Source organism: Micromonospora sp. CNB394 (assembly GCF_000374985.1).
Classification (GTDB): Bacteria; Actinomycetota; Actinomycetes; order Mycobacteriales; family Micromonosporaceae; genus Micromonospora; species Micromonospora marina.
In genome coordinates this window covers 1-23,036 of record NZ_KB895875.1, presented here as the reverse complement: position 1 = coordinate 23,036, position 23,036 = coordinate 1, and the positions used below count along the sequence as shown (strand labels likewise).

General features: G+C 72.9%; 23 protein-coding genes and 1 pseudogene. 15 read left to right on the top strand and 9 right to left on the bottom strand.

Features of this window, described 5'->3' with window-relative positions:
* Positions 1 to 280 (top strand): annotated as a pseudogene (locus C569_RS35150) (ISAs1 family transposase); the annotation flags it as partial.
* Positions 281 to 362: 82 nt separating this feature from the next.
* On the opposite strand, the gene C569_RS0128505 reads toward C569_RS35150, so the two are convergent.
* The 5 genes from C569_RS0128505 to C569_RS0128485 all read right to left on the bottom strand — a co-directional run bounded on the left by C569_RS0128505 (position 363) and on the right by C569_RS0128485 (position 2,807).
* Positions 363 to 656: a hypothetical protein gene (locus tag C569_RS0128505; RefSeq protein WP_018789126.1), complete on the bottom strand. Its 294-nt coding sequence runs from the start codon at positions 654 to 656 to the stop codon at positions 363 to 365.
* A 233-nt stretch (positions 657 to 889) separates the two neighbouring features.
* Positions 890 to 1,255, bottom strand: a complete 366-nt coding sequence (locus C569_RS0128500; RefSeq protein ID WP_018789125.1) for a hypothetical protein — start codon at positions 1,253 to 1,255, stop codon at positions 890 to 892.
* A gap of 29 nt (positions 1,256 to 1,284) precedes the next feature.
* Positions 1,285 to 1,533, bottom strand: coding sequence for a hypothetical protein (locus C569_RS0128495; RefSeq protein ID WP_026268772.1), 249 nt, complete (start codon positions 1,531 to 1,533; stop codon positions 1,285 to 1,287).
* A 79-nt stretch (positions 1,534 to 1,612) separates the two neighbouring features.
* Positions 1,613 to 2,083 carry a large conductance mechanosensitive channel protein MscL gene (gene mscL, locus C569_RS0128490; RefSeq protein ID WP_018789123.1) on the bottom strand — a complete coding sequence of 157 codons (471 nt, stop codon included), beginning with the start codon at positions 2,081 to 2,083 and terminating at the stop codon, positions 1,613 to 1,615.
* 40 nt (positions 2,084 to 2,123) lie between these two features.
* The gene (locus tag C569_RS0128485) at positions 2,124 to 2,807 is read right to left on the bottom strand and encodes a FadR/GntR family transcriptional regulator (RefSeq protein WP_018789122.1); all 684 of its coding nucleotides are present in this window, start codon (positions 2,805 to 2,807) and stop codon (positions 2,124 to 2,126) included.
* 49 nt (positions 2,808 to 2,856) lie between these two features.
* On the opposite strand from C569_RS0128485, the gene C569_RS0128480 reads away from it, so the two are divergent.
* The gene (locus C569_RS0128480; RefSeq protein WP_026268771.1) at positions 2,857 to 4,125 is read left to right on the top strand and encodes an MFS transporter; all 1,269 of its coding nucleotides are present in this window, start codon (positions 2,857 to 2,859) and stop codon (positions 4,123 to 4,125) included.
* A gap of 10 nt (positions 4,126 to 4,135) precedes the next feature.
* Here C569_RS0128480 and C569_RS0128475 read toward each other — a convergent pair whose 3' ends face one another.
* The gene (locus C569_RS0128475; RefSeq protein WP_018789120.1) at positions 4,136 to 4,492 is read right to left on the bottom strand and encodes an STAS domain-containing protein; all 357 of its coding nucleotides are present in this window, start codon (positions 4,490 to 4,492) and stop codon (positions 4,136 to 4,138) included.
* Positions 4,493 to 4,652: 160 nt separating this feature from the next.
* On the opposite strand from C569_RS0128475, the gene C569_RS0128470 reads away from it, so the two are divergent.
* From C569_RS0128470 to C569_RS0128425, 10 genes are all read left to right on the top strand, one after another.
* Positions 4,653 to 5,513: an STAS domain-containing protein gene (locus C569_RS0128470; RefSeq protein WP_026268770.1), complete on the top strand. Its 861-nt coding sequence runs from the start codon at positions 4,653 to 4,655 to the stop codon at positions 5,511 to 5,513.
* Positions 5,513 to 5,923, top strand: a complete 411-nt coding sequence (locus tag C569_RS0128465) for an STAS domain-containing protein (RefSeq protein WP_018789118.1) — start codon at positions 5,513 to 5,515, stop codon at positions 5,921 to 5,923. The genes C569_RS0128470 and C569_RS0128465 overlap by 1 nt, the downstream gene beginning before the upstream one ends.
* Positions 5,920 to 6,339, top strand: a complete 420-nt coding sequence (locus C569_RS0128460) for an ATP-binding protein (RefSeq protein ID WP_018789117.1) — start codon at positions 5,920 to 5,922, stop codon at positions 6,337 to 6,339. The genes C569_RS0128465 and C569_RS0128460 overlap by 4 nt, the downstream gene beginning before the upstream one ends.
* On the top strand, positions 6,336 to 7,349 hold the full coding sequence (locus C569_RS0128455) for a SpoIIE family protein phosphatase (protein ID WP_026268769.1): 1,014 nt from the start codon (positions 6,336 to 6,338) through the stop codon (positions 7,347 to 7,349). Before C569_RS0128460 ends, C569_RS0128455 begins: the two co-directional genes overlap by 4 nt.
* A complete protein-coding gene (locus tag C569_RS0128450) occupies positions 7,346 to 8,692 on the top strand; it encodes a sensor histidine kinase (RefSeq protein ID WP_018789115.1) in 1,347 nt (448 codons plus the stop codon). Before C569_RS0128455 ends, C569_RS0128450 begins: the two co-directional genes overlap by 4 nt.
* 2 nt (positions 8,693 to 8,694) lie before the next feature.
* Positions 8,695 to 10,233, top strand: a complete 1,539-nt coding sequence (locus C569_RS0128445; RefSeq protein WP_026268768.1) for a SpoIIE family protein phosphatase — start codon at positions 8,695 to 8,697, stop codon at positions 10,231 to 10,233.
* A 271-nt stretch (positions 10,234 to 10,504) separates the two neighbouring features.
* Positions 10,505 to 11,071, top strand: coding sequence for a TIGR03086 family metal-binding protein (locus C569_RS0128440; RefSeq protein ID WP_026268767.1), 567 nt, complete (start codon positions 10,505 to 10,507; stop codon positions 11,069 to 11,071).
* Positions 11,072 to 11,144: 73 nt separating this feature from the next.
* Positions 11,145 to 11,681: a PadR family transcriptional regulator gene (locus tag C569_RS0128435; protein WP_018789112.1), complete on the top strand. Its 537-nt coding sequence runs from the start codon at positions 11,145 to 11,147 to the stop codon at positions 11,679 to 11,681.
* Positions 11,678 to 12,379, top strand: a complete 702-nt coding sequence (locus C569_RS0128430) for an ABC transporter ATP-binding protein (protein ID WP_018789111.1) — start codon at positions 11,678 to 11,680, stop codon at positions 12,377 to 12,379. Before C569_RS0128435 ends, C569_RS0128430 begins: the two co-directional genes overlap by 4 nt.
* Positions 12,376 to 13,887 carry an FtsX-like permease family protein gene (locus C569_RS0128425; protein ID WP_018789110.1) on the top strand — a complete coding sequence of 504 codons (1,512 nt, stop codon included), beginning with the start codon at positions 12,376 to 12,378 and terminating at the stop codon, positions 13,885 to 13,887. Before C569_RS0128430 ends, C569_RS0128425 begins: the two co-directional genes overlap by 4 nt.
* Positions 13,888 to 13,890: 3 nt before the next feature.
* Here the strand turns inward: C569_RS0128425 and C569_RS33925 are convergent, their stop codons facing one another.
* Positions 13,891 to 14,034 carry a hypothetical protein gene (locus C569_RS33925; protein WP_018789109.1) on the bottom strand — a complete coding sequence of 48 codons (144 nt, stop codon included), beginning with the start codon at positions 14,032 to 14,034 and terminating at the stop codon, positions 13,891 to 13,893.
* A 22-nt stretch (positions 14,035 to 14,056) separates the two neighbouring features.
* Here C569_RS33925 and C569_RS0128415 point away from each other — a divergent pair, with 22 nt between their 5' ends.
* Positions 14,057 to 14,998, top strand: coding sequence for a threonine/serine dehydratase (locus C569_RS0128415; protein WP_018789108.1), 942 nt, complete (start codon positions 14,057 to 14,059; stop codon positions 14,996 to 14,998).
* 91 nt (positions 14,999 to 15,089) lie between these two features.
* Here the strand turns inward: C569_RS0128415 and C569_RS0128410 are convergent, their stop codons facing one another.
* Positions 15,090 to 17,183: a S9 family peptidase gene (locus C569_RS0128410; protein ID WP_018789107.1), complete on the bottom strand. Its 2,094-nt coding sequence runs from the start codon at positions 17,181 to 17,183 to the stop codon at positions 15,090 to 15,092.
* 99 nt (positions 17,184 to 17,282) lie between these two features.
* Between C569_RS0128410 and C569_RS0128405 the strand changes: the two genes are divergently transcribed.
* Positions 17,283 to 18,836, top strand: a complete 1,554-nt coding sequence (locus C569_RS0128405; RefSeq protein ID WP_018789106.1) for an FAD-binding oxidoreductase — start codon at positions 17,283 to 17,285, stop codon at positions 18,834 to 18,836.
* Positions 18,837 to 19,252: 416 nt separating this feature from the next.
* Here the strand turns inward: C569_RS0128405 and C569_RS0128400 are convergent, their stop codons facing one another.
* The gene (locus tag C569_RS0128400) at positions 19,253 to 21,313 is read right to left on the bottom strand and encodes a SpoIIE family protein phosphatase (RefSeq protein ID WP_026268765.1); all 2,061 of its coding nucleotides are present in this window, start codon (positions 21,311 to 21,313) and stop codon (positions 19,253 to 19,255) included.
* A gap of 170 nt (positions 21,314 to 21,483) precedes the next feature.
* On the opposite strand from C569_RS0128400, the gene C569_RS0128395 reads away from it, so the two are divergent.
* On the top strand, positions 21,484 to 23,036 hold a 1,553-nt coding region (locus C569_RS0128395; protein WP_018789104.1), incomplete at its 3' end, for a HAMP domain-containing protein.

The following is a 23,036-nucleotide window of genomic DNA, read 5'->3' as shown; positions in this document are numbered from 1 at the left end:
GGCCAGCCCAGCCGACCTGGCCACCGCGATCCGCGGGCACTGGGCAGTGGAAAACTCCTCACACCACATCAGGGATGTCACCTTCGCCGAGGACGCCTCCACCGTCCACGCCGGAACCGCACCCCGGGCCATGGCAACGCTGCGTAACCTCGCCATCGGCGTGCTGAAAACCCTCGGAGCCGACAACATCGCCAAGACCACCCGAGCGATCCGCGACGAACCCCAACGAGCACTGCCCATCCTGGGCATCACCAACGATTCCGACGTCTACGGAACTTGATCAGGCCCTGCTGCCTCCGCCTCGCGCAGAGCGTCGCTGTCGGCGGGGCCCGGTGTCAGAGCGGCCGTGCCCTTGATGTCGGTCACGCCGCCTCCTCGACGGCCTCGGGCTTCGACGCGCTGCGTCCGCCCAGCTCGACCTCTCGATGCCCGTCGCGGTCGCGTTCCACGATCCGCACGACGTCATGGTCGGCCTCCGCGAGCCGAATCAGCCATGTCACCCGGGCTGTGGTGCGTGTCGTCGCCTCGCGTTCCTCGTTTATCCGGGCCCGGTATGCCACACAGGCTCGCACCAGGCCGGCGACCACTCCGGCGACTGCTGCAGCCACGGCCACCACCTGGTATCCGGTGAGCGGTTCCGCCAGCGCTTCGTTCATCGTTCCCCCTCGACCCCTTGGTTCGCCAAATAACTATCCGTGGCGGAGGGTCGATGTAGATACGTGAGCGCGCGCAATATTTTTGAAGATCAATGATCAAGGCATTCATCTGCGATTAGCGCGCAAAGTCACGCCATTAGAACTCTGTGCAAGCGGATTGGTGAGCGCCTTTTCGAGCAACTTGCATTGATCATTGATTACCGTGGGTGACAAAAGCATCACCTCTGCCGGGCTCACTCCTCGGCGGGTAGCTCCGTGACCGGGACGGTGAGGCGTACCGCGCCGTCGCCCACCGCGGCGATCCGATCGGCCAGCACGTAGACCGCGCCGGTGCGGACCAGCTCGGTGGAGACCTTGAGGTAGCCGTCGCGCAGCAGCCGGGCGGCCAGGTCGGCCGGTACGTCCGGCTCCTCGGCCGCCGCGGACTCGATCAGCTCGTCCAGGCTGCTGCCCGGGTCGACCGGGGCGGGCGCCTGCACCGTCACCGCGGCCGGGTCGCCGCGCTGCACAAGATCGACTGTGCCCACCTCGACGCCTGCGGAGTCGACCACCCGCATGCCGGTGGTGACCCGGGAGACGGTGTCCTGCTGCTGGCTCATGCAGAAGCGGTTCCCGGGGCGCGCGGGCGCTAAACGGAGGGAGCCCAGCCGCCCGGCGGGCGGGGGGACAGCTCGCGCCAGGTGTCGGTGCCGTCCAGCAGCGCCCGGACCGTCTCCTCGGCCTCCTCCACGCTGGCGTGCTCGTAGAACCGGGAGACCCCCTCGGCGCCGCCGGCCCGCTGCTCCACGTGCCAGCGGTCGCCGTCCACCCGGAGGAAGACGTCACGCCGGGCGAGGCGTCCCCATTTCCCGTTCCACCAGTGCCTACGCTGCTCCATGCCCGGGACTCTATCGAACATGTGTTCGATACACGTCGGCCCCCGCGAGATCGTCGCGGGGGCCGATCGGCTATGGCGTTCAGCGCGGCGCGGGCGGCTCCTGCCGGCGGCCGAGCACGTCGTCCAGGGCGCTGCGCTGGCCGGGCGTGCCGTGGTTGCCGGCGAGCAGCGCGTCCCGGATCTCGGTGAGCAGCTTGACCTCCTCGCTCGGTGCCGAGGGCGGCGGCTCCTCGCCGCGCTTGCGCCGCTCGGCGAGCTTGTTCATCGGGTAGACGACGAGGAAGTAGAGCGCCGCCGCGGTGAGCACGAACGTGATCAGCGCGTTGACGAACGCCACCCAGTCGAAGTCGACACCGCGGAAGGACGGCGTCGAGCCGCCGATCCCGTCCTCGTTGCCGGTGATCAACACGATGAACACCCGTACCAGCGGTTCCAGGAACGACTTGGTGAGCTGGGTGACCACGCCGGTGAACGCGGCGCCGATGACGACACCGACCGCCAGGTCGACGACGTTGCCGCGCATGATGAAGTCTTTGAAGCCCTTGAGCATCCGTACTCCCGTGCCCTGATGAGTCTGCGTCCGGGACAACCTATTCCCCGGCGGGCCCTTCGAGAAAAGCACCTGCTTCGATCGCCGCCCGCTGCGGGTCGCCGGCCCGGATCGCCTCGACCAGCCGGCCGTGGTCCACGTACCGCTCGGGGGTCAGCGCCTCGCCCATCGCCTGGGCCACGGTGCTGCGCAGCGCGGCGCCGACCGAGGCGTACAGCTCGGCGAGCATGGCGTTGTGCGCGGCCGCCACCACTGCCGTGTGCAGCGCGGCGTCCGCCTCGACGAACTGGTCCACCCGGCCGCCGTGCCACGCGGCCTCGCGGGCCGCGAGCGCGCCGTCCAGCGCCGCCAGGTCCTCGGGGGTACGCCTCAACGCGGCGAGCCGGGCGGCCTCCACCTCGAACGCGCGCCGGACCTCGACCACCTCGGTCATCCGGTCGTCGGTGAGCCGGCGGGCCACCACCGGCGCCAGCTCGTCTGTCGACACCACGTAGGTGCCGGAGCCCTGCCGGCACTCCAGCACCCCGGCGTGCACGAGCGCGCGGACCGCCTCGCGGACCGTGTTCCGCCCGACACCGAGCGCGGCGACCAGTTGCGGCTCGGTGGGGATGCGCCCGCCCACCGGCCACTCGCCGCCGAGGATCCGCTCCCGGAGCTGCTCGATCGTCTGGCGGACCCGGTGACCGCGCGGAGGCACGGCGACGGAATCCACGGCGGGTGTCACCGGTTACACCTCGTGCCGAAATTCATCCCATGATTGTAGGTTCGAGGTCATGACTCCGCCACCTGCGCCCGCCGCGACAGTGCCCGCCCCGGCCGTCACGCCCGCGGCGGGCCCCGCCCCGGCGGCCGGCCCGGTCCGGGGCGGTCTGCTCGTCCTGGCCGGGATGCTGCTCGTCGCGTTGAACCTGCGGGCCGCGGTGACCAGCCTCGGCGCCCTGCTCGACGAGATCCGGGTCGGCCTGGGCCTCTCCGGGGCGATGGCCGGCCTGGTCACCACGCTGCCCACCATCGCGTTCGCCGGGCTGGGCGCGCTCACCCCGTGGCTGGTGCGCCGCTGGGCCGCGCCCCGGGTGCTGGTGCTGGCCATGCTGGCGCTCACCGCCGGGCAGGTGCTGCGCGCGGTCACCGGCTCGGCGGCCGTCTTCGTGCTCACCAGCGCGCTCGCGCTGGCCGGCATCGCGGTGGCGAACATCCTGCTGCCGATGCTCGTCAAGCAGCACTTCCCGCACCGAACCGGACTGGTCACCGGGGCGTACACGATGGCCCTGACGGTGGGCACGACGGTGGCCGCCGCCTCCGCGGTGCCGGTGGCCCACGCGTTCGGCTCCTGGCGGGCCGGACTCGGCATCTGGGCCGGGCTGGCCGCGCTGGCCGTACTCCCGTGGGTGCCGCTGGCGCTGCGGGCCCGCGCCGCGCGACGGGCCGCGCCCCCGGCGGTGGCGGTCGCCGCCCCGGCCCGGGTGCAACCCGGGCGGACCCGGCTCGGCTGGGCCATGGCGGTCTACTTCGGGGCGCAGTCGCTCAGCGGGTACGCGATCATGGGCTGGCTGGCCCAGCTCTTCCGGGACGCCGGGTACCGGCCGGAGGCGGCCGGGCTGCTGCTCGCCGGCGTCACCGCGCTGGGCGTGCCGGTGGCACTGACGATGCCGGCGCTCGCCGGCCGGCTGGCCACGCTCCGGCCACTGGTGCTGTCGCTGACCGTGTTCTCCGCCGTCGCGTACGCCGGTCTGGCGCTGGCCCCGCGTGGCCTGGCGCCGCTGTGGGTGCTGCTGCTGGCGCTCGGTCAGGGCGCGTTCCCGCTCATCCTGACCACGATCGGGCTGCGCGCCCGGACCGCCGAGGGAACAGTGGCGCTGTCCGCGTTCGCGCAGAGCACCGGGTACGTGATCGCGGCGCTCGGACCGCTGCTGGTGGGCATCCTCTACGAGGCGACCGGCGGCTGGACCGCCCCGATCGGCTTCCTGCTGGTGGCGCTGGCCGTGCAGACGTCCGCGGGCATGGTGATCGCTCGTCCCCGCTACATCGAGGACGAGCGCTGAAAGATTTCGGTCAGGAGGAGGCCGGGGTGGGATCGCCCGCGACGGCCTGCTCCACCGTCGGGTACGTGTGCAGCACCTCGACCAGGCCGCTGACCTCAAGGATGCGCAGCACGCCGCGCTGCGGGGCGGCCAGCCGGACCACGCCGCCCGCCTCGTCGCAGTTGTTCTTCGCCCGGACGAAGACCGACAGCCCGGTGGAGTCGCAGAACGACACCTCGGCCAGGTCGAAGACGAGGCGGCTGCGCCCCTTGTCCAGCAGATCCGTGATCTGGTCCTGCAGCTGCGGTGCCGTGGCCATGTCCAGCTCGCCCGCGACCGACACGACGACCACGTCGCCGCGCTGTTCCGTGTGCACCGTCAAGGACATACGTCGACCTCCTGTGTTCGGGAGAAACGGTATCCCACGACGGGCGCGCCGCGCAGAACGGGAGCGGTAACGGGGTGCGCTCGATCATTCTTTGCTCCGCGACAAGTAGCGCCGCAGCCTCCGGTGATAGAGTCCGCCCGTCCAAATCAGGGAGGTCAGCATGGCATTGAGCGCCGAACAGGGTGGTCGGCTCGCCCACCTGCTCAGTCAGCACGCGGATCGGTTGACCAACCGCTGGACGGAGATCGTCGCCAGTTCGCTGCGCGGTCGCCTGAGCCGCGCCGAGCTGGCCCGCCAGGTCCAGGAGCTGCACCGCGCGCTGGTCGACGCCGGCCGCCAGGGCGTCGCCGACCTGGCCGACGAGCACGGCGGTGAGCTGCGGGCGGTGCTGTCCGAGCTGTCCACCAACCGGGCCCGGCAGGGGTTCTCCGCCACCGAGACCGCGATCAGCGTGTTCGCGCTCAAGGACGCCCTGCTGGAGCTGATGGAGGAGGAGAAGGGCGACGAGACCCTGCGCGACTTCGTCTCCTTCTCCGCGCTCGTCGACCAGATGGGCCTGTTCACCTTCGAGACGTTCGTCCGCGCCCGGGAGAGCCTGATCGCCGACCAGGCGGAGCAGCTGCTGGAGCTGTCCACGCCGGTGGTGAAGCTCTGGGAGGGCGTGGTCGCCGTCCCGCTGGTCGGGACGCTGGACTCGGCCCGCGCCCAGGTGGTGATGGAGCGGCTGCTCCAGACCCTGGTCGACACCGGCTCGCCGTACGCGATCATCGACATCACCGGCGTGCCGGCGGTGGACACGCAGGTCGCCCAGCACATCCTCAAGACCGTGGTGGCCGCCCGGCTGATGGGCGCCGACTGCATCATCTCCGGCATCCGCCCGCAGATCGCGCAGACGATCGTGGCCCTCGGCATCGAGTTCGGCGACATCGCGACCAAGGCGAGCCTCGCCGACGCGCTGCGCCACGTGCTGCGCCTGACCGGGGTCGAGACCACCGCCCGCCGCCCGCGCCGGGAGTCCTGATGGAACGGGTCCCGATCCTCAAGATCGGCGACATCCTGCTGGTCTCCATCCAGGTCGACATGTCCGACCAGACGGCGATCCAGTTGCAGGAGGACCTGGCCGAACGGATCGTCGCCACCGGCTGCCACGGCGTGATCATCGACATCACGGCGCTGGACATCGTCGACTCGTTCGTCGGCCGGATGCTGTCCACCATCGCGTCCATCTCGAAGGTGCTGGACGCCGAGACGGTGGTGGTCGGCATGCGCCCGGCCGTTGCCATCACGCTCGTCGAGCTGGGGCTGTCGCTCAACGGCATCCGTACCGCGCTGAACGTCGAGCGCGGCATGGAGCTGGTCGCGGCCAGCCGCGCCGACGAGTGGGACGAGGCGGCCGACGACGAGGGCACCGAGACGACGGCGACGGCATGACCACGGGCGTCGACCTGGGTGTGCCGGCGACCCAGGCGATCCGCAGCGACGAGGACGTGGTGCGGGTCCGGCAGTTGGTGCGTGCCACAGCCGTTTCCGTCCGCCTCTCCCTGGTCGACCAGACGAAGCTCGTCACCGCCGCCAGCGAGCTGGCCCGCAACACGCTGATCTACGGCGGCGGGGGCAGCGCCGAGGTGAGCACGGTCTCCGACGGCCGCCGCCGCGGCGTGCGGATCGTCTTCGCCGACGAGGGACCGGGCATCCCGGACCTCGACCTGGCGCTCACCGACGGCTACACCACCGGCGGCGGGCTGGGCCTGGGGCTCAGCGGCGCCCGCCGGCTCGTCGACGACTTCGACATCCGGACCGTTGTCGGCGAGGGGACGCGGATCACCGTCACCAAGTGGTCACGATGATCGCCGACGTGGTGCCCGACCACGGCATCTGGTTCCGGGTCGACACCGGCGCGACCGCCGGCAGCGTGCGCCGGGCCGCCGAGCGTCTCGGCCGGCAGCTCCAACTGAGCGCGCCGCGCGTCGCGGACCTGGCCATCGTCACCGCCGAGATCACCAGCAACCTGGTCAAGCACGCCCGCGAGGGCACGCTCCTGATGCGCCCGGCGCGCCGGGGCGGGCATGCCGGGGTGGAGCTGGTGGCGATCGACTCCGGCCCCGGCATGGCCGACCTCACGCTCTCCTCCGTCGACGGCCACTCCACCGCCGGCACGCTCGGTATCGGGCTCGGCGCGATCGTCAGGCAGTCGAGCCGCTTCGACGGCTACTCGTCACCGGGGAAGGGCACGGTCCTGGTCGTCCAGGTCTGGGACGCCGTACCGCCGGAGCCGGACTGGGCGGCCGGGCTGGCCCGGCCGATCACCGGCGAGCAGACCAGCGGCGACGGGTACGCGGTCCGGCAGGTCGACGGCCGGCGGCAGGTGCTGGTCTCCGACGGGCTGGGCCACGGTCCGCTCGCCGCCGCCGCCACAGGTGCCGCCGTGTCCGCGTTCCGCTCGGCGCCGGCCGGGCCGCCGGACGTCGTGGTGCGGCACCTGCACGCCGCCATCTCGCACACCCGGGGCGCCGCCCTCGCGGTGGCCGAACCGGACCCGGCCGCCGGAGTGCTCCGCTACGCCGGGCTGGGCAACATCGCCGCGATGATCGTCGCGTCCGGCGAGCGACGGCGCGGACTGGTCTCGCTGCCGGGCATCGCCGGGCACCAGCGTCCGGTGATCCGCGGATACGACTACCCCTTCTCGCGCCACGCCACTCTGGTCATGCACAGTGACGGGGTGGTGGATCGCTGGGATCTGGACGACTATCCGGGGCTCGCCGGCCGCAACCCGCTGCTGGCCGCCGCGACCTTGCTGCGCGACGCCGGTGTCCGCCGCGACGACGCCTGCGTCCTGGTCGCCCAGGGGGCGGCATGATCGAACCCCTCCTGCACCTCGCGCTCCGGGTGGAGCAGGACATCTTCCTGGTCCGGCAGCGTGGCCGGGAGGTGGCCGCGGCGGTCGGGCTGGAACACCAGGACCAGGTACGGATCGCCACCGCGCTCAGCGAGGTGGCCCGCGAGCTGTTGCACGGGGTCGACGGCGCGGACGTGACGTTCGCCCTGGACCGGGACGCCACCGGCCGCCGGGTCCTCCAGGTGGACCTGTCGCCGCTGCGTCCGCTCCCCGGTGGACGGTACGAGCCGCAGTCCGGTGCCGTCGCGCGTCTGGTGGACACGTTGCGGGTGTTGGCCGTCGAGGGCGATACCGTCGTGAGGATGTCCCGACGAGTGCCCGACCACGCCGAGGAGCTGACGGCCGTGCGCGCCGCCGAGCTCCGCGTCGAGCTGGCCGAGCGCGCGCCGGGGTCCGCGCTGGACGAGTTGGCCGCCCAGAACGCGCAGCTCATCGCCGCCCTCGACGAGGTGCGTAGCCAGCGCGACGAGCTGGCGGTGCTCAACTCCGAACTCCAGGAGACCAACCAGGGCGTGATGGCGCTCTACAACCAGCTCACCGAGGAGCTGGAGGAGACCAACCGCGGCGTGGTGGCGCTCTACGCCGAGCTGGACGAGAAGTCCGCCCAGCTGCGGGCCGCGAGCGAGTCCAAGAGCCGGTTCCTGGCGAACGTCAGCCACGAGCTGCGTGCCCCGGTCACCGCGATCATCGGCCTGGCCCGGCTGCTCGCCGACTCCGCCTCCGACCCGCTCACCGGCGAACAGGCCCGCCAGGTCGGGCTGATCCGGTCCTCGGCGGGCGACCTGCTGGGGCTGGTCAACGAGCTGCTCGACCTGGCCAAGGCGGAGTCGGGCCGGATCGAGCCGGACTGGTCCGACGTCGACCTGCGTGCGGTGTTCGGGCAGCTGCGCGGCACGCTGCGGGCGCTCGCCCCGCGCCCCGAGGTGGAGCTGGTGGTCGAGGAACCGCCGGCACCGGCCGCTGTGCGTTCCGACGAGGTGCTGCTCGCCCAGGTGCTGCGCAACCTGCTGCACAACGGACTGAAGTTCACCGAGCGCGGCGAGGTGCGCCTGAGCGCCGAGCGCCGCGGCGACCAGTGGACGCTGTCGGTCACCGACACCGGCGTGGGCATCCCTCCGGAGCTGCACGAACGGGTCTTCGAGGAGTTCTACCAGGTGCCCGGCACGACCCGGGTCGGTGGCACCGGGCTCGGCCTGCCGTACGCGCGCCGGCTGATCACGCTGCTCGGCGGGACGCTGGAGCTGACCAGTGAATCCGGCCGGGGCAGCAGGTTCACAGTGGTCCTCCCCGCGGGCGGAGCGTGACGGTGGACAGCGGGCCGGTGACCGTGCTCGTGGTCGACGACAGCGGCCCCAAGCGATACCTGCTGGTCAACTGGCTGACCCGGGCCGGTTTCGTCACCGTCGAGGCCGACAACGGCACGGCGGCGCTGGAGCGGGTGGCCCGGGAACACATCGACCTCGTGGTGCTCGACGTGCGGCTGCCCGACATGAGCGGCTTCGAGGTGTGCGAGCGGATCAAGGAGGCGTACCCGTCGATCCCGGTCGTCCACGTCTCCGCGCACGCGGTCGACGTGGTCGACCGGGCGCAGGGCCTCACCCGGGGCGCGGACGCCTACCTGGCCGAGCCGATCGAGCCGGAGGAACTGGTCGCCACCGCCCACGCGGTGCTGCGGTACTACCAGGCCCGGCGGCGGGCCGAGCAGCTTGCCGAACGGCTCGCCGCGCTCGCCGACGCCACTGTGGAGATGCACGCGTCGCCGAACTTCGTCCGGCTGCTGGAGGCCGCCGCGAGCGGCGCGGCACGGATCTTCAAGGCTCCGGCGGCGGTGGTCGCGGAGACGTTCGACGGGGACTGCCTGGCCGGGGTGGCGTCCGACCCGTACACGCCGGCCACCATCGTGCCGTGGGTGGTGGACGACACCGGTGTGCCGATCGGCACCCGGGTGCGCGTCGACGAGCCGGCCAACTGGGCGCTGACCGGCTGGCCGGAGGGCGACACCGTGACGGTGGCCGCGTCCCGGCTGCGCGAGGACCGGGCCCCGCTCTACGTGGTGGTGCCGACCGCCACCCAGACCGTACGCACGCCGGTGCTGGTGCAGCTCGCCCAGGCGGTCGCCTCGGCCGTGGAGGCGCAGCGGTCCTTCGACGAGGAGCACCGGATCGCGGTGACGTTGCAGCGCAGCCTGCTTCCGCAGCGGCTGCCCGACGTCGTCGGCCTGGACCTGGCCGTCCGGTACGAGCCGGCGAGCGCGCAGACCGAGGTGGGCGGCGACTTCTACGAACTGGTGATGCTCGACGGGCATCTGCTGGTGGCGATCGGTGACGTGGCCGGGCACTCGCTGCACGCCGCCACGGTGATGGCCGAGCTGCGGCACGCGGTGCGGGCGTACGCGGTCGAGGGGCACCAGCCGGGCGTGATCCTGGACCGGGTCAACGAGCTGATGCTCAACCTGCTGCCGGCCGAGCTGGCCACCATCTGCGTCATGCTGCTGCACCCGCCGACCGGGCTGGTCCGGATGGCCAGCGCCGGGCACCTGCCGGCGCTGCTGAGCCGGGACGGGCGGGTCGAGTTCGTGACGCAGTCCGCGCCGCTGCTCGGCGTACGCGCGCCGCGCCCGCCGGACCTGGAGTTCGTGCTGCCGGCCGGGTCCACGCTCGTGCTCTACACCGACGGGCTGATCGAGCGGCGGGACGCCACGATCGACGACGGCATGGCGGCGCTCGGCGTGGTGGCCACCCGGGTGGACGACGACCTGGACGGGTTCTGCCGGCGGCTGCTCGTCGAGCTGGCACCGCCGGAGATCCACGACGACGTGGCGGTGGTGGCGGTCCGCCGCCGTTGAGTCGCACCGCGGTGCCCCGTCACGTCGAGTTGTTTCCACGGTCTGCCGATGAAGGGACCGCTGTCCCCTCTGCTCTGCAGCCGTCGGCGCATCGGCAGGCTGACGCGCCGCAGTCGTCACTTTCGGTGTGCGGTCCGGATGCCTCCCGCCGTCGGGCGGCGGCCACGAGATCCTCGGCACCGGATGGCCTCCACGGCGGCGCTCTCCCGCACCTGTTCCGGTCGGCGCTTCGTCTCGTCGACCACTGCGGTCGCCTCATACGCTGGCCCCCATGACTACGAGGACCAGTGAACTGCTCGCCGTCGCGGCACCGCGTACGGCTGCGGTGGTGCGCGGCATCTCCGACGACCAACTCGTCCTGCCCACCCCCTGCCCGGACTACACAGTGCGCGACCTGCTCGGCCACCTGTTCGACGTGGTGGTCAACTTCCAGGCGCTGGCCCGCCGGGAGGAGGTCGACTGGTCCGGCAAGACCGACCACCTGACCGACGGCTGGCGGGACCGGTTCGCGACCGAGGCGGCCCGGCTGACCGAGGCGTGGTCGAACCCGTCCACCCAGGAGGGCGTCTCCCCGGGCATGGGACTGCCGCAGGAGACGGTCGGCATGATGGCCCTGATCGACCTCACCGTCCACGGCTGGGATCTGGCGCGGGCCACCGGCCAGGAGCTGACCGTGGACCCGGCGGTGGTGGCCGCGGGGCACGAGTTCATGGACCGGATGGGCGACACGGGACAGAAAATGGGCGCGTTCGGCCCGCCGGTGCCCACCGACGCGGCACCGGACAGCATGGACGCCCTGCTCGGCCGGGCCGGGCGCGACCCGGCCTGGACCCGCTGAACTCCGACGGCCCGCGTGGTGCGCCGCGCGGGCCGCTCTTGACACCGCTATTCGCTCAGCGAATAGTAGGGCCGTGTCCACGTCGCACGTCCTGCTCGGTCTTCTCGCCGCCGGCCCGCGCCACGGCTACGAGCTGAAGCGCGCGCACGACGAGCGGCTGCCCTGCGCGCGTCCGCTCGCCTTCGGGCAGGTCTATGCGACACTGGCCCGCCTGTGCCGCGATGGCCTCGTGGCCACGGCCGGGCAGACCCGCGAGGGCGGCCCGGACCGCACCTCGTACGCGCTCACCGACGACGGACGGGCGACGCTGGACCACTGGCTCGGCACCGTCGAACCGCCGATGCCGTACGTGGCCAGCACGCTCTTCGCCAAGGTGGCGGTCGCGCTCCTGGTGGCCGACGTCAATCAGGCCCGCGCCTACCTGATCGCGCAACGGCGGGCGCACACGCAACGCCTGCGTGAACTGACCGCGCTGAAGACCGCCCCCGCCGCCCGCATCGACGAGGTGGTCGCCGCCGACTTCGCCATCGCCCATCTCGACGCCGATCTCCGGTGGCTGCACACCACCCTGGACCGGGTCACCGACTGGCACCGGGAGGTGCGCTCGTGACGTTCCTGCAAGCGCGCGGAGTGGTCCGCGCCTACGGTCACACCCCCGCACTGCGCGGTGTGACGCTCGACGTGTCCGAAGGCGAGATCGTCGCGGTCACCGGCCCGAGCGGCTGCGGCAAGTCCACGCTGCTGCACTGCCTCGCCGGCATCCTGCGCCCCGACGCCGGTCAGGTCACCTGGCGCGGAGAACGGATCGACACGTGGTCGGAGGCGGCCCGCTCCCGGCTTCGCCGTACCGAATTCGGGGTGCTGCTCCAGTTCGGTCAGCTCGTCGCCGAGCTGACCGCCGCGGAGAACGTCGCGCTTCCGCTGTTGCTCGCCGGCACGGGGCGGCGAGCGGCGCGGACCGCGGCGCTGGCCTGGCTCGACCGGCTCGGCGTGGCCGACGTCGCCGACGCCCGGCCCGGTGAGATGTCCGGCGGGCAGCAGCAACGCTGCGCGCTGTCCCGGGCGCTCGTCACCGAACCACGGGTGATCTTCGCCGACGAGCCGACCGGGGCGCTCGACACGCTGGCCGGCGAGCAGGTGCTCACCCAACTGGTCCGGCTGGCCCGCGAGCAGAACACCACAGTCGTGCTGGTGACGCACGAGCCGCGCATCGCCGCGTACGCGGACCGGGAGGTCAGCCTGCGCGACGGCATGATCGACCACACCGGGCTCGGGCTCGACCCGGCGTTGCCGGGCGGGTCACGGTGAGGCCGGCGACGCTGCTGCGACTCGCGGTGGCCGGCACCCGCACCGACGTCGCGCGGGTGCTGCTCACGGCGCTGAGCGCTGCGCTGGCAACGCTGGCCGGCCTGGCCGCGCTCACAGTGCTGTCGGTGGTGAAGCCGCCCGGCGATGCCTGGACGCAGTCCGAGCAGTACACGAACGCCTTGCTCCGGGAACCCGGCCTGCGCCCCGGTGTGGCGTTCGCGTTGCTGCTGCTCTGCGTACCGGTCCTGGGGCTGGCCGGGCAGTGCGCCCGACTCGGCGCGCCGGGCCGGGACCGGCGGCTCGCCGCGCTCCGGCTGGCCGGTGCCACCCCCGGGCAGGTCACCCGGGTCGCGGTCGCCGAGACCGGCGTGGCTAGCCTGCTCGGCACCCTCGCCGGCCTGGCCGTCTTCCTGGCCGGGCGCCGGCTGCTGCACCGGCCCGACGCGGCCGGGCGGCTGCCACTACCCACCGACGTGCACCCGGCGCCGGTGGCGGTGGCCGCCGTCGTGCTCGGCCTGCCGCTAGCCGCCGCACTGATCAGCGCGTTGCTGCTGCGGCCGGTCGCCACCACCCCGTTCGGCGTCGTACGTAAGGTCCGCACCCAGGCGCCCTGGCCGTGGCCGGGCGCGCTCATCCTCGCCGCGCTGGCGATGTTCGCCGCGATCCGCCCGCTGCTGCTCTGGTACGAACGGCGTGGCGCCGTGGACCCCGACTGGCTGGTGCCGACGTTGCTCGTCCTCGGCGGGCTGACCGCCATGATCGGCGTCGTGTCCGGGACCGGCTGGATCTCGTACCACACCGGGCGGCTGCTGCACCGGCACGGACGCGGCCCGGCCGCCCTGCTCGCCGCCCGCCGGCTGGCCGCCGACCCGTGGGCCGGCAGCCGCACCTTCGCCGCGTTGCTGGCCGCGCTGATCTTCGGCGCCGGTGCCGCGGGGATGCGAGCCGACTTCCAGGCCCAGGCCGAGCTGACCCGCCGCACCGGTTCCGGACTGGCCGACCCGGACTTCTTCCTCGGCGCGATGGATCTCGTCGACCTCGCGGTCGTGGTGGCGATGGCGATCGCCGGCGGCGGGCTTCTCGTGGCGGTGGTCGAGGGGATCACCAGCCGGCGACGGGCGTACGCGGCGCAGGTGGCGACCGGCGTGCCACGCGCCACCATCGCCCGGTCACTGCTCTGGGCCGCGCTCGCCCCCGCCGTACCCGCGATCGGGCTCGCGTTGACGGTCGGCTACCTGCTGGTCCGAGGCGTCATGCCGGCACCGAGCACCGGCGGCTTCGCGCAGACGATCTGCGGCGCCGGTACGGAACTGTGCGGCGATCCGGCCACGGCGGCGCGGTACACCCGTACCGAATGGGTGCCGGAGACCACCATCCCGCCGGACGTACCGTGGGATCAGCTGGCCTGGCTCGCGGCGGGCGGGCTGGCGGCGGTGCTGGGCACGGTCGTGGCCGGCCTGCTGTTCCTACGCGCCGCGACGTCGGTGGAGGAACTGCGCAGCACCTGACGATCAGCGGCCGAGCAGCCCGGCGGAGCCGGCGACGGCCAGGCCGATCACCGTCGAGCAGCAGCAGACGACAAGCGCGGCGGCGACCACCACGAGGACCAGCCACGCCGGTCCCCGCCGCCCCACCGAGGACTCCTCCTCGCTCATTCCGGCAGTCTAGGTTGGTGCGATGGAGCTGATCTCGATCGCCGATGTTCGCGCCGCCGCAGAGGACGTCGCCGGCACCGTGCTGCGGACTCCGCTGATGCCGGCGCCCTGGGACGACGGGCTGTGGCTCAAGCCGGAGAACCTGCAACCGGTCGGGTCGTTCAAGCTGCGCGGGGCCACCCACGCGGTGGCCCGGCTCGACCCGGCCACCCGGGGCCGAGGGGTGGTCACCCACTCGTCGGGAAACCACGGGCAGGCCCTGGCGTACGCGGCCCGCGCCCTCGGCGCGCCCTGCACTGTGGTGGTCCCCGAGGGTGCGCCCGAGATCAAGGTGGCCCGGATGCGGGCGCTGGGCGCGGACGTGCGGCTGGTGCCGCCCGCTCGGCGGCTCGCCGAGGCCGAGCGGATCGCGGCCGGGACCGGCGCGACGCTCGTACCGCCGTTCGACCACCCGGCGGTCATCGCCGGCCAGGGCACGGTCGGGCTGGAGATCGTCAGCGACTTGCCGGACGTGGACGTGGTGCTGGTTCCGGTCGGCGGCGGCGGGCTCGGCTCCGGCGTGGCCACCGCGGTCAAGTCGCTGCGCCCGTCCGCCGCCGTGATCGGAGTGGAGCCGGCGCTCGCCGCCGACGCCCGGGAGTCGCTCGCCGCCGGCGAGGTGGTGGTCTGGGACGTCGAACGCACCTACCGGACCTGTGCCGACGGTCTGCGGACCAGCCTGTCCGCGTTGACTCTGGCCCATTTGCGCGACCGGCTCGACGGCATCGTCACGGTGACCGAGGACGAGATCATGGCGGCCACCGGCCGGCTGCTCCGGGACGCCCGGCTGGTGGCCGAGCCGAGCGGCGCGGTCGCCCTGGCCGCCCGGCTGTTCCACCGCGACGAACTTCCGGCCGGCCGCACCGTAGCGGTCGTGACCGGCGGCAACGCCGACCCGCACGTGCTGTCCGCCGCGCTCGCCTGAGGTGTAAGGAAGGGCCCCCTTTTAACGTCTCCGGTAGAGGAGGGGCCCCTTATTAACAGACGTCTGTTAATAAGGGGCCCTTCCTTACACCTCAGGCGCGGCCGACGCGGTCGAGGATCCAGGCGTTGACGAACGCCTCCTCGCGCCAGGAGTCGTACCGGCCGCTGGGGCCGCCGTGGCCCGCGCCCATCTCGGTCTTGAGCAGGTAGTCACCGGCCGGCGCGTGCGACCGCAGCCGGGCGATCCACTTGGCCGGCTCGTGGTAGAGCACGCGGGTGTCGTTGAGGCTGGTGACCGCCAGGATGGCCGGGTACTCGGCGGTGGTCACGTTCTCGTACGGCGTGTACGACTTCATGTACGCGTAGACCTCGGGGTCGTCGAGCGGGTTGCCCCACTCCTCCCACTCGGTGACCGTCAACGGCAGCGACGGGTCGAGGATCGAGGTGAGCGCGTCCACGAACGGCACCTGCGCGACGATGCCGGTGAACGCGTCCGGGGCGAGGTTCGCCACCGCGCCCATCAGCAGGCCGCCGGCCGAGGCGCCCCGGGCGACGAGCCGGTCGCTCGCCGTCCAGCCCGCCTTGACCAGGTGCCGGGCGCAGGCCACGAAGTCGGTGAACGTGTTCTTCTTGGCCAGCAGCTTGCCCTCGTCGTACCAGCGCCGGCCCAGCTCGCCGCCGCCCCGGATGTGCGCCACCGCGAAGATCACGCCGCGGTCGAGCAGGCTCAGCCGGGCGATCGAGAACCACGGGTCCATGCTCGCCTCGTACGAGCCGTAGCCGTAGATGACGGCGGGCGCCGAGCCGTCGCGGGGCAGGTCACGGCGGCAGACGAGCGAGATCGGTACGCGCGTGCCGTCGTCGGCGAGCGCCCAGTCCCGGTGCTGCTCGTAGTCGGCCGGGTCGTACGCGCGTCCGTCCGGCCCGGGGCGGACCGGCTTCTGCCGGCGCAACGTCAGCTCCCGGGTGAGGAGGTCGTAGTCGTAGACCGAGTCGGGGGTGACGAGCGAGGTGTAGCGCAGCCGTACCTCCTTCGTGCGGTACTCCGGGTTCGCGTCCAGCCCCACGCTGTAGATCGGTTCGGGGAAGTCGATGTCCCAGCTGTCGTCGCTGCCCACCGGCAGCACCCGCAGGCCGGTCAGTCCGTTGGCGCGCAGTGACACCACGAGGTGGTGCTCGAACGCGTCGACCGCCTCCAGCCGGGTGCCCGGTGTGTGCGGGATCAACGGCTCCCACTCGCCCGGCGCGTCCGCCGAGGTGTACGCCAGCGCGAAGTCCTCCGCGCCGTCGTTGTGCAGGATCAGGAAACGGTGGCCGTGGTGCTCCACCGCGTACTCGATGCCCTGACGCCGCGGGGCCACGACGGCGGGCTCGCCGGTCGGGTTGGACGCCGGGATCACCCACACCTCGCTGGTGATCTTGCTGTGGATGTCGATGACCACGAAGCGCTCCGAGCGGGTCAGCTCGACCCCGACCCAGAACCGCTCGTCGTCCTCCTGGTGTACCACCACGTCCTCGGTGGACGCGGTGCCGACGGTGTGCCGCCAGACCCGGTTCGGCCGCCACGTCTCGTCCACCGTGACGTAGAACAGCGTGGACGCGTCGCTGGACCACGCGGTGCCGTAGAACGTGTCCGGCACCTCGTCCGGCAACGACTCACCGGTGGTCAGATCCTTGATCCGCAGCGTGAAGCGCTCGTCGCCGGAGAAGTCGGTGGAGTAGGCCAGCCAGCGCCCGTCCGGGCTGACGTCGAACGCGCCGAGGGAGAAGAAGTCATGCCCCGCGGCGAGCTGGTTGCCGTCGAGCAGCACCTCCTCGCCGTCGAGCGGGGCGCCGTCCGCGCTGACCGGGGGCGCCGTCTCGCCCGGCCGGACCGCGCGCCGGCAGTGCACGCCGTACTGCTGGCCCTCGACCGTGCGGGTGTAGTACCAGTAGCCGTCCTTGCGGGTCGGCACCGACAGGTCGGTCTCCTGGGTGCGCCGGCGCGTCTCCTCGAACAGCTCCGCGCGCAGCCCGGCCAGGTGGGCGGTGCGCGCCTCGGTGTACGCGTTCTCGGCGTTCAGGTACGCGATCGTGTCCGGGTCGTCCTTGGTGGCGAGCCAGGCGTACTCGTCGAGGACTGTGTCACCGTGATGGACGCGCTCGGTCGGGACGCGCTTGGCGACGGGCGGTGGGGTTTCGGTCACGGCGCCACGTTACCGGTCGGCGGGCCGCCGCCGGGCTCGCCGCCGGCCGAATCCCGCGACTCACCGCCAGGTCTTTCGAACGTGTGTACGATAACTGCCATGGCGGATGCGGCACGTTCCACCGATCGACTGGAAGCCCTCGACATCACCCGGAAGCTGGCCGCGATCTGCGGTGACCCGTTCGCCCGCTTCGCCGGCCCGGCCGACGAGGTGGCCGGCCGTACCGCTCGTTGGGTGGCGGTGCCGGGCGGCCCGCACGCCGCCGCGGAGGTGTTGCGGCTGGCCGCGGCGCACGACCTGACAGTGGTGCCCCGCGGCGCCGGCACGAAGATCGACTGGGGTGCCGCACCGGAGCAGGTGGACATCATGCTCGACACCGGCCGGCTCGCCGAGGTCTGGCACGAGCCGCGCGACGCGGCGGTGGCCGAGATCGGCGCCGGTACGCCGCTGCGCGCCGTCCAGGCCACGCTGGCCCGCACCAACCGGCGGCTGCCGGTCGACGCGCCCTCGCCGGGCGCGACGCTCGGCGGGGTGCTCGCCGCCGACGAGTCCGGTCCGCTGCGGCACCGGCACGGCAGCCCGTGCGCCCAACTCGTCGGGGTGCGCTACCTCGACGCCGACGGTGAGTTGGTGAGCGTCGGCGAGTCCGGCACGCAGGCGCTGGGCCGGGCCGCCCCGGTGGGCGGTGGCCGGTCCGGCGGGTGCGGTCCGGCGGGCGACGGTGGTGGTGCCGATGGTGGCGCGGGTGGATCCGGGCGGCGGGCCGGCGGTCCGGCGGGTGGCGTGGGCTGGGGTGCCGGTGGTGGGTTCGGCGACGAGCCGGGTGGCGGGGACGCGATCCTCGGGCGGGGCGACGTGCCCGGGCTCGACGTGGCCCGGCTGCTCTGCGGCTCGCAGGGCGGGCTCGGCGTGCTGGTCTCGGCCACCATGCGGGTGCACGCCCTCCCGGCCGGCCGGCTCTGGGTGTCCCGCCCGGTCTGGACGCCGCTGGAGGTGCACGACCTGGTCCGGGTCGTCCTGGCCGCGGGCGTCGATCCGGCCGCCGTCGAACTGGACCTGCCGGTGCCGGTGCCGCTGCCCCGGCGCCGCATTCCGCCGACGCACCCGTCGGTGGTCAACCGCCCCGACCATCCGGCCGTGACCGGGCGACCCGCTGCGGGCGGCCTGGTGATGTTGCTGGAGGGCGGCCCGGCCGACGTGATCGAGCGGGCCGAACGGCTCACCGCCGTCCTCGGCGCCGAGGCGATGGTCAGCCACCACGCGCCGGAGTGGTGGGGGCGCTACCCGTTTGCGCCGGGAGACACCGCGCTGCGCATCGAGGTGCCGATAGGCGACCTGCACGCCGCCGTCTACGCGCTGCGTGACGCCGCCGGCGCCCCGGTGCCGGTACGCGGCTCGGCCGGCTCGGGCACCGTCCACGCCGCCCTGTCCGGCGCGTTGCCGCCCGAGCGGGTCGCCTCCATCCTCACCGCGGTCCGCAGTGTGCTGATCGCCCGGCGGGGCCGGTGTGTCGTGGTGTCCGCGCCCGCGGCGGTGCGCCGTGCCGTGGACCTGTGGGGCGAGCTGCCCGCGTTGCCGCGCCTGCGCAGCGCCAAGGCGCACCTGGACCCGCACCACCGCCTGGCCCCCGGCCGCCTCCCCGGCGGCCTCTGACCAACCCGTGCCCTCCCGGGCGCCAGCCTGTCCCCGGGCGCCAGCCTGACGGCGTCCGGGCACACCCGTGCCGGCGCCGGCTCGACGGTGCCCGCCGGGTACTCCCGCCCGTCCGGGCGCCCCGATCCTGCACACAGCCTCGGCACCACCCGCGTCCCCGCGCGCCCTACCTCACCCCGGTGATCAAGGGCTTTGCGTCGGATTTCGCGCCCCGCAGGGACACAAACTCCTTGATCATCGCCGATGGGCGGGCTGAAGCGCGCCGACGGGCGGCCTTGGGGCGTCCGGTGGCGCGCCAAGGTGAGCTGATCATGAAGTTGGCGGGGAGGAATCGGGCTAATTGAGCAGCCAACTTCATGATCGACGGGGCGGGGCATCGACGGCGCGGGGCATCGACGGGGCGGCGGGTGGGAGGGCTAGGGGGTGTCGTTTCTCAGGACCAGGACGGCTATGTCGTCGCGTGGGGGCTCCACCGAGAAGGCGATGGTGGCGGCGCGCAGCCGGGCGGCCACCACGTCGGCCGAGTATCCGGCCAGCGGCGCCGCCGACTCGCGCAAGCGGTCGGTGCCGAACAGCTCCCGTCCGCGCCGCCGCTCGGTGACCCCGTCGGTGTAGAAGATCAGCGCGTCACCGGGCTTGAGCGTCAGCTCGGCGGTCGGCGTGGTGATCGTGTCGAGCAGGCCCAGCGCCGTACCGCCCGCGCCGACGAACGTCGCACCACCACCGCCGTGCAGCAGCACCGGGCGGTCGTGGCCGGCCAGGTGCAGGGAGACGTCCAGGTGGTCGCCGTCGCCGGGTGCGACAGCCGCCAGCGCCAGCGTGCAGTAGCGTCCGCCGCCGCGCTCCACGAGCGTCTCGTTGAGCCGGCCGAGCACCTCGGGCAGCGGTTTGCCGTCGCCGACGAGCACCCGGATCACGTCCCGGACCAGGCCGGTCACGGCGGCGGCCTGCACGCCCTTGCCGGACACGTCGCCGACCACCACGAGCCAGCGGCCGTCCGGCAGCGGGAGCACGTCGTAGAAGTCGCCGCCGACCTCCGCGTCGTCGCCGGTCGGGACGTACTCGGCGGCGAAGCCGATGCCCTCGACCACCGGGAGCACCGGCGGCAGCAGCGACTGCTGGAGCGTCTGGGCGACCCGGCGGCGCTCGGCGTGGATGCGGGCGTTCTCGATGGCGAGGGCGGCGCGGCGGGCGACGTCCTCCAGCACCGAGACCTCGTCGGGGTCGTGCCGGTGCCGCTGGTGCCGGCCCACGGCGAGGGTGCCGAGCCGCTGGCCGCGGGCGATCAGCGGTACGGCGAAGCCCTCCATCGGCCCGCCGAGCGGCACCTGCGCGGCGTTGCGGGACGCCTCGCGCAGCCGGGACTGGATCGAGTCGGGGCCGGTCTCCTGGAGGATCCGGTGCAGCTGCGGCAGCATCGCCTCGTCCGCGTGGCTGGATGCGGCCAGGCGCAGCCGTCCCCACTCGTCGGTGGTGTGCACGGCGCACCACTGGCCGAGCCGGGGCACCACGAGCTGCGGGATGAGCGCCATGGTCAGCTCGACGTCGAGCGACTGGGCGAGCAGTTCGCTCGCCTCGGCCAGGAACGTCAGCCAGGTGGAGCGGCGTACGTCGGCGCGGCGCAGCCGGTCGTTCTCCAGGTGCAGCGACAACCGCTCGGCGGTCAGCACGGCCAGCGGCCGGGCGTACGCCGAGGGCGCCGCGTCCAGTTCCAGTTCGCCGGCGTACGGGCGGTGCACCGCGAGCGGTACGCGTAGCAGTTCGTTGCCCTCGCGCGGCGGCCGGCCGTACCGGGCGAAGACTCGGGTGCCTGTTCCGTCGCCCCGGTCCAGCCGGATCGTGCCACCGGCGGCGCCGACCATCTCGGCGACCCGGGTCAGCAGTCCGGTCGCGAACTCGGGCAGCGGGTCGTCGGCGTACGCGTCGGGGGTGAGCTGCATCAGGTCGCTCATCGCCGCGGCGCTCGGCGTACCGTCGCCGGTTCCCTCCGCTGCGGCGACGCGCAGCGGGCCGGCCGACGGCCGGGCGGTTCCGCCGGGGCCGGGCCGGTCCAGGCGGAACCAGACGCCCTTGCCGGTGGGCAGGTAGGTGGTGCCCCACCGGCTGGAGAAGTGGTCGACGAGCAGCAGGCCGCGCCCACGGGCGGCGACCTCGGTGATGTCGGAGGTGGTGTTGCGCACACCCACGATCAGCTCGTCGACCGGGCCGGAGGCGAAGTCGGTGACGGTCACGGTGAGGCCGTTGCGATCGGTGTCGACCTCGATGTCCAGTTCGGTGCGCGCGTGTTCGACGGCGTTGGTGGTCAGCTCGGTGGTGAGCAGCAGCGCCTCGTTCAGCAGCTCGGGGAGCCGGGCTTCGAGCAGCATGGTGCGGACCAGCGCGCGGGCCGCCGCCGGGGTGCGGCGGTCGGCGGGGAGACGGACCCGGCGGACGCGCTCGTCCGCGCCGCCGCTGATCGGCCCTGCCTCCGCTGACACCTTCGTATCCTCCACCGCGCCCACCCCGGGTGCCAAGCATCAGGCCGAACCCGCCACCCGGGTCGATACCGCGCGTGACGCGCGATCACACGCGGTGACCTCGACGGATCGCGCGGCACAATGATGGGATGGCCCGTGTGACCGCACGAGCCCGAGCGGAGCGAGGAACGATGGCCACGGTGAATCAGTCGGTGACCGCGGACCCGTCCGCGTCCGACCACGAGGTGATCCTCGGCGAACTGGTCGAGGCGCTGCGCCGGGTGGGACGCGGCGATCTGCGGGTGCGCCTGCCCCGGCGGGCGGGACTGCCCGGTGAGGTCGCCGACGCCTTCAACGACGTGGTGTCGTTGCAGGAACGGCAGCACCTGGACCTGCGGCGGATCAGCCGGATCGTCGGCCGCGACGGCCGGCTCACCGAGCGTCTGGACGACGAGGGCCTGGACGGCTCCTGGGCGGAGGGGCAGCGGGCGGTCAACTCGCTCATCGACGACCTGGGCCGGCCGACCACGGAGATCGCCCGGGTCATCGTGGCGGTGGCCGACGGCGATCTCTCCCAGCACATGGCGCTGGAGATAGACGGTCGCCCGCTTCGCGGTGAGTACCTGCGCATCGGCCGGACCGTGAACACGATGGTGGACCAGCTCTCGTCGTTCGCCGACGAGGTGACCCGGGTGGCGCGTGAGGTGGGCACCGAGGGAAAACTGGGTGGCCAGGCCGACGTTCGTGGGGTGGCCGGCACCTGGAAGGACCTCACCGACTCGGTGAACACCATGGCGTCGAACCTCACCGGGCAGGTGCGGTCGATCTCCCAGGTGGCCACAGCCGTCGCGAAGGGCGACCTGTCGCAGAAGATCACGGTCGGGGCGCGCGGCGAGGTGGCCGAGCTGGCCGACACGATGAACTCGCTCACCGACACGCTGCGGCTGTTCGCCGAGCAGGTGACCCGGGTGGCCCGCGAGGTGGGCACCGAGGGCAAGCTCGGCGGCCAGGCCGAGGTGCCGGGTGTGGCGGGAACCTGGAAGGACCTGACCGACAACGTCAACTCGATGGCGTCGAACCTGACCGCGCAGGTGCGCAACATCGCGCAGGTGTCGACCGCTGTCGCCAAGGGTGACCTGTCGCAGAAGATCACGGTGGCCGCGCAGGGCGAGATCCTGGAGCTGAAGGACACCGTGAACACGATGGTGGACCAGCTCTCGTCGTTCGCCGACGAGGTGACCCGGGTGGCCCGCGAGGTGGGCATCGAGGGCAAGCTGGGCGGCCAGGCGCAGGTGCGTGGCGTCTCCGGCACCTGGCGCGACCTCACCGAGAACGTCAACCAGCTCGCCGGCAACCTGACCAGCCAGGTCCGCAACATCTCCCAGGTCTCCACGGCGGTCGCCAAGGGCGACCTGGGTCAGAAGATCACCGTGGACGCGCAGGGCGAGATCCTGGAGTTGAAGAACACCGTGAACACGATGGTGGACCAGCTGTCGTCGTTCGCCGACGAGGTGACCCGGGTGGCCCGCGAGGTGGGCACCGAGGGCAAGCTGGGTGGTCAGGCCCAGGTCAAGGGCGTCTCGGGTACGTGGCGCGATCTGACCGACAACGTGAACTCGATGGCGTCGAACCTGACCAGCCAGGTGCGGAACATCGCCTCGGTCACCACGGCCGTGGCGAAGGGTGACCTGTCGCAGAAGATCACCGTGGATGCCCGGGGCGAGATCCTGGAGCTGAAGTCCAC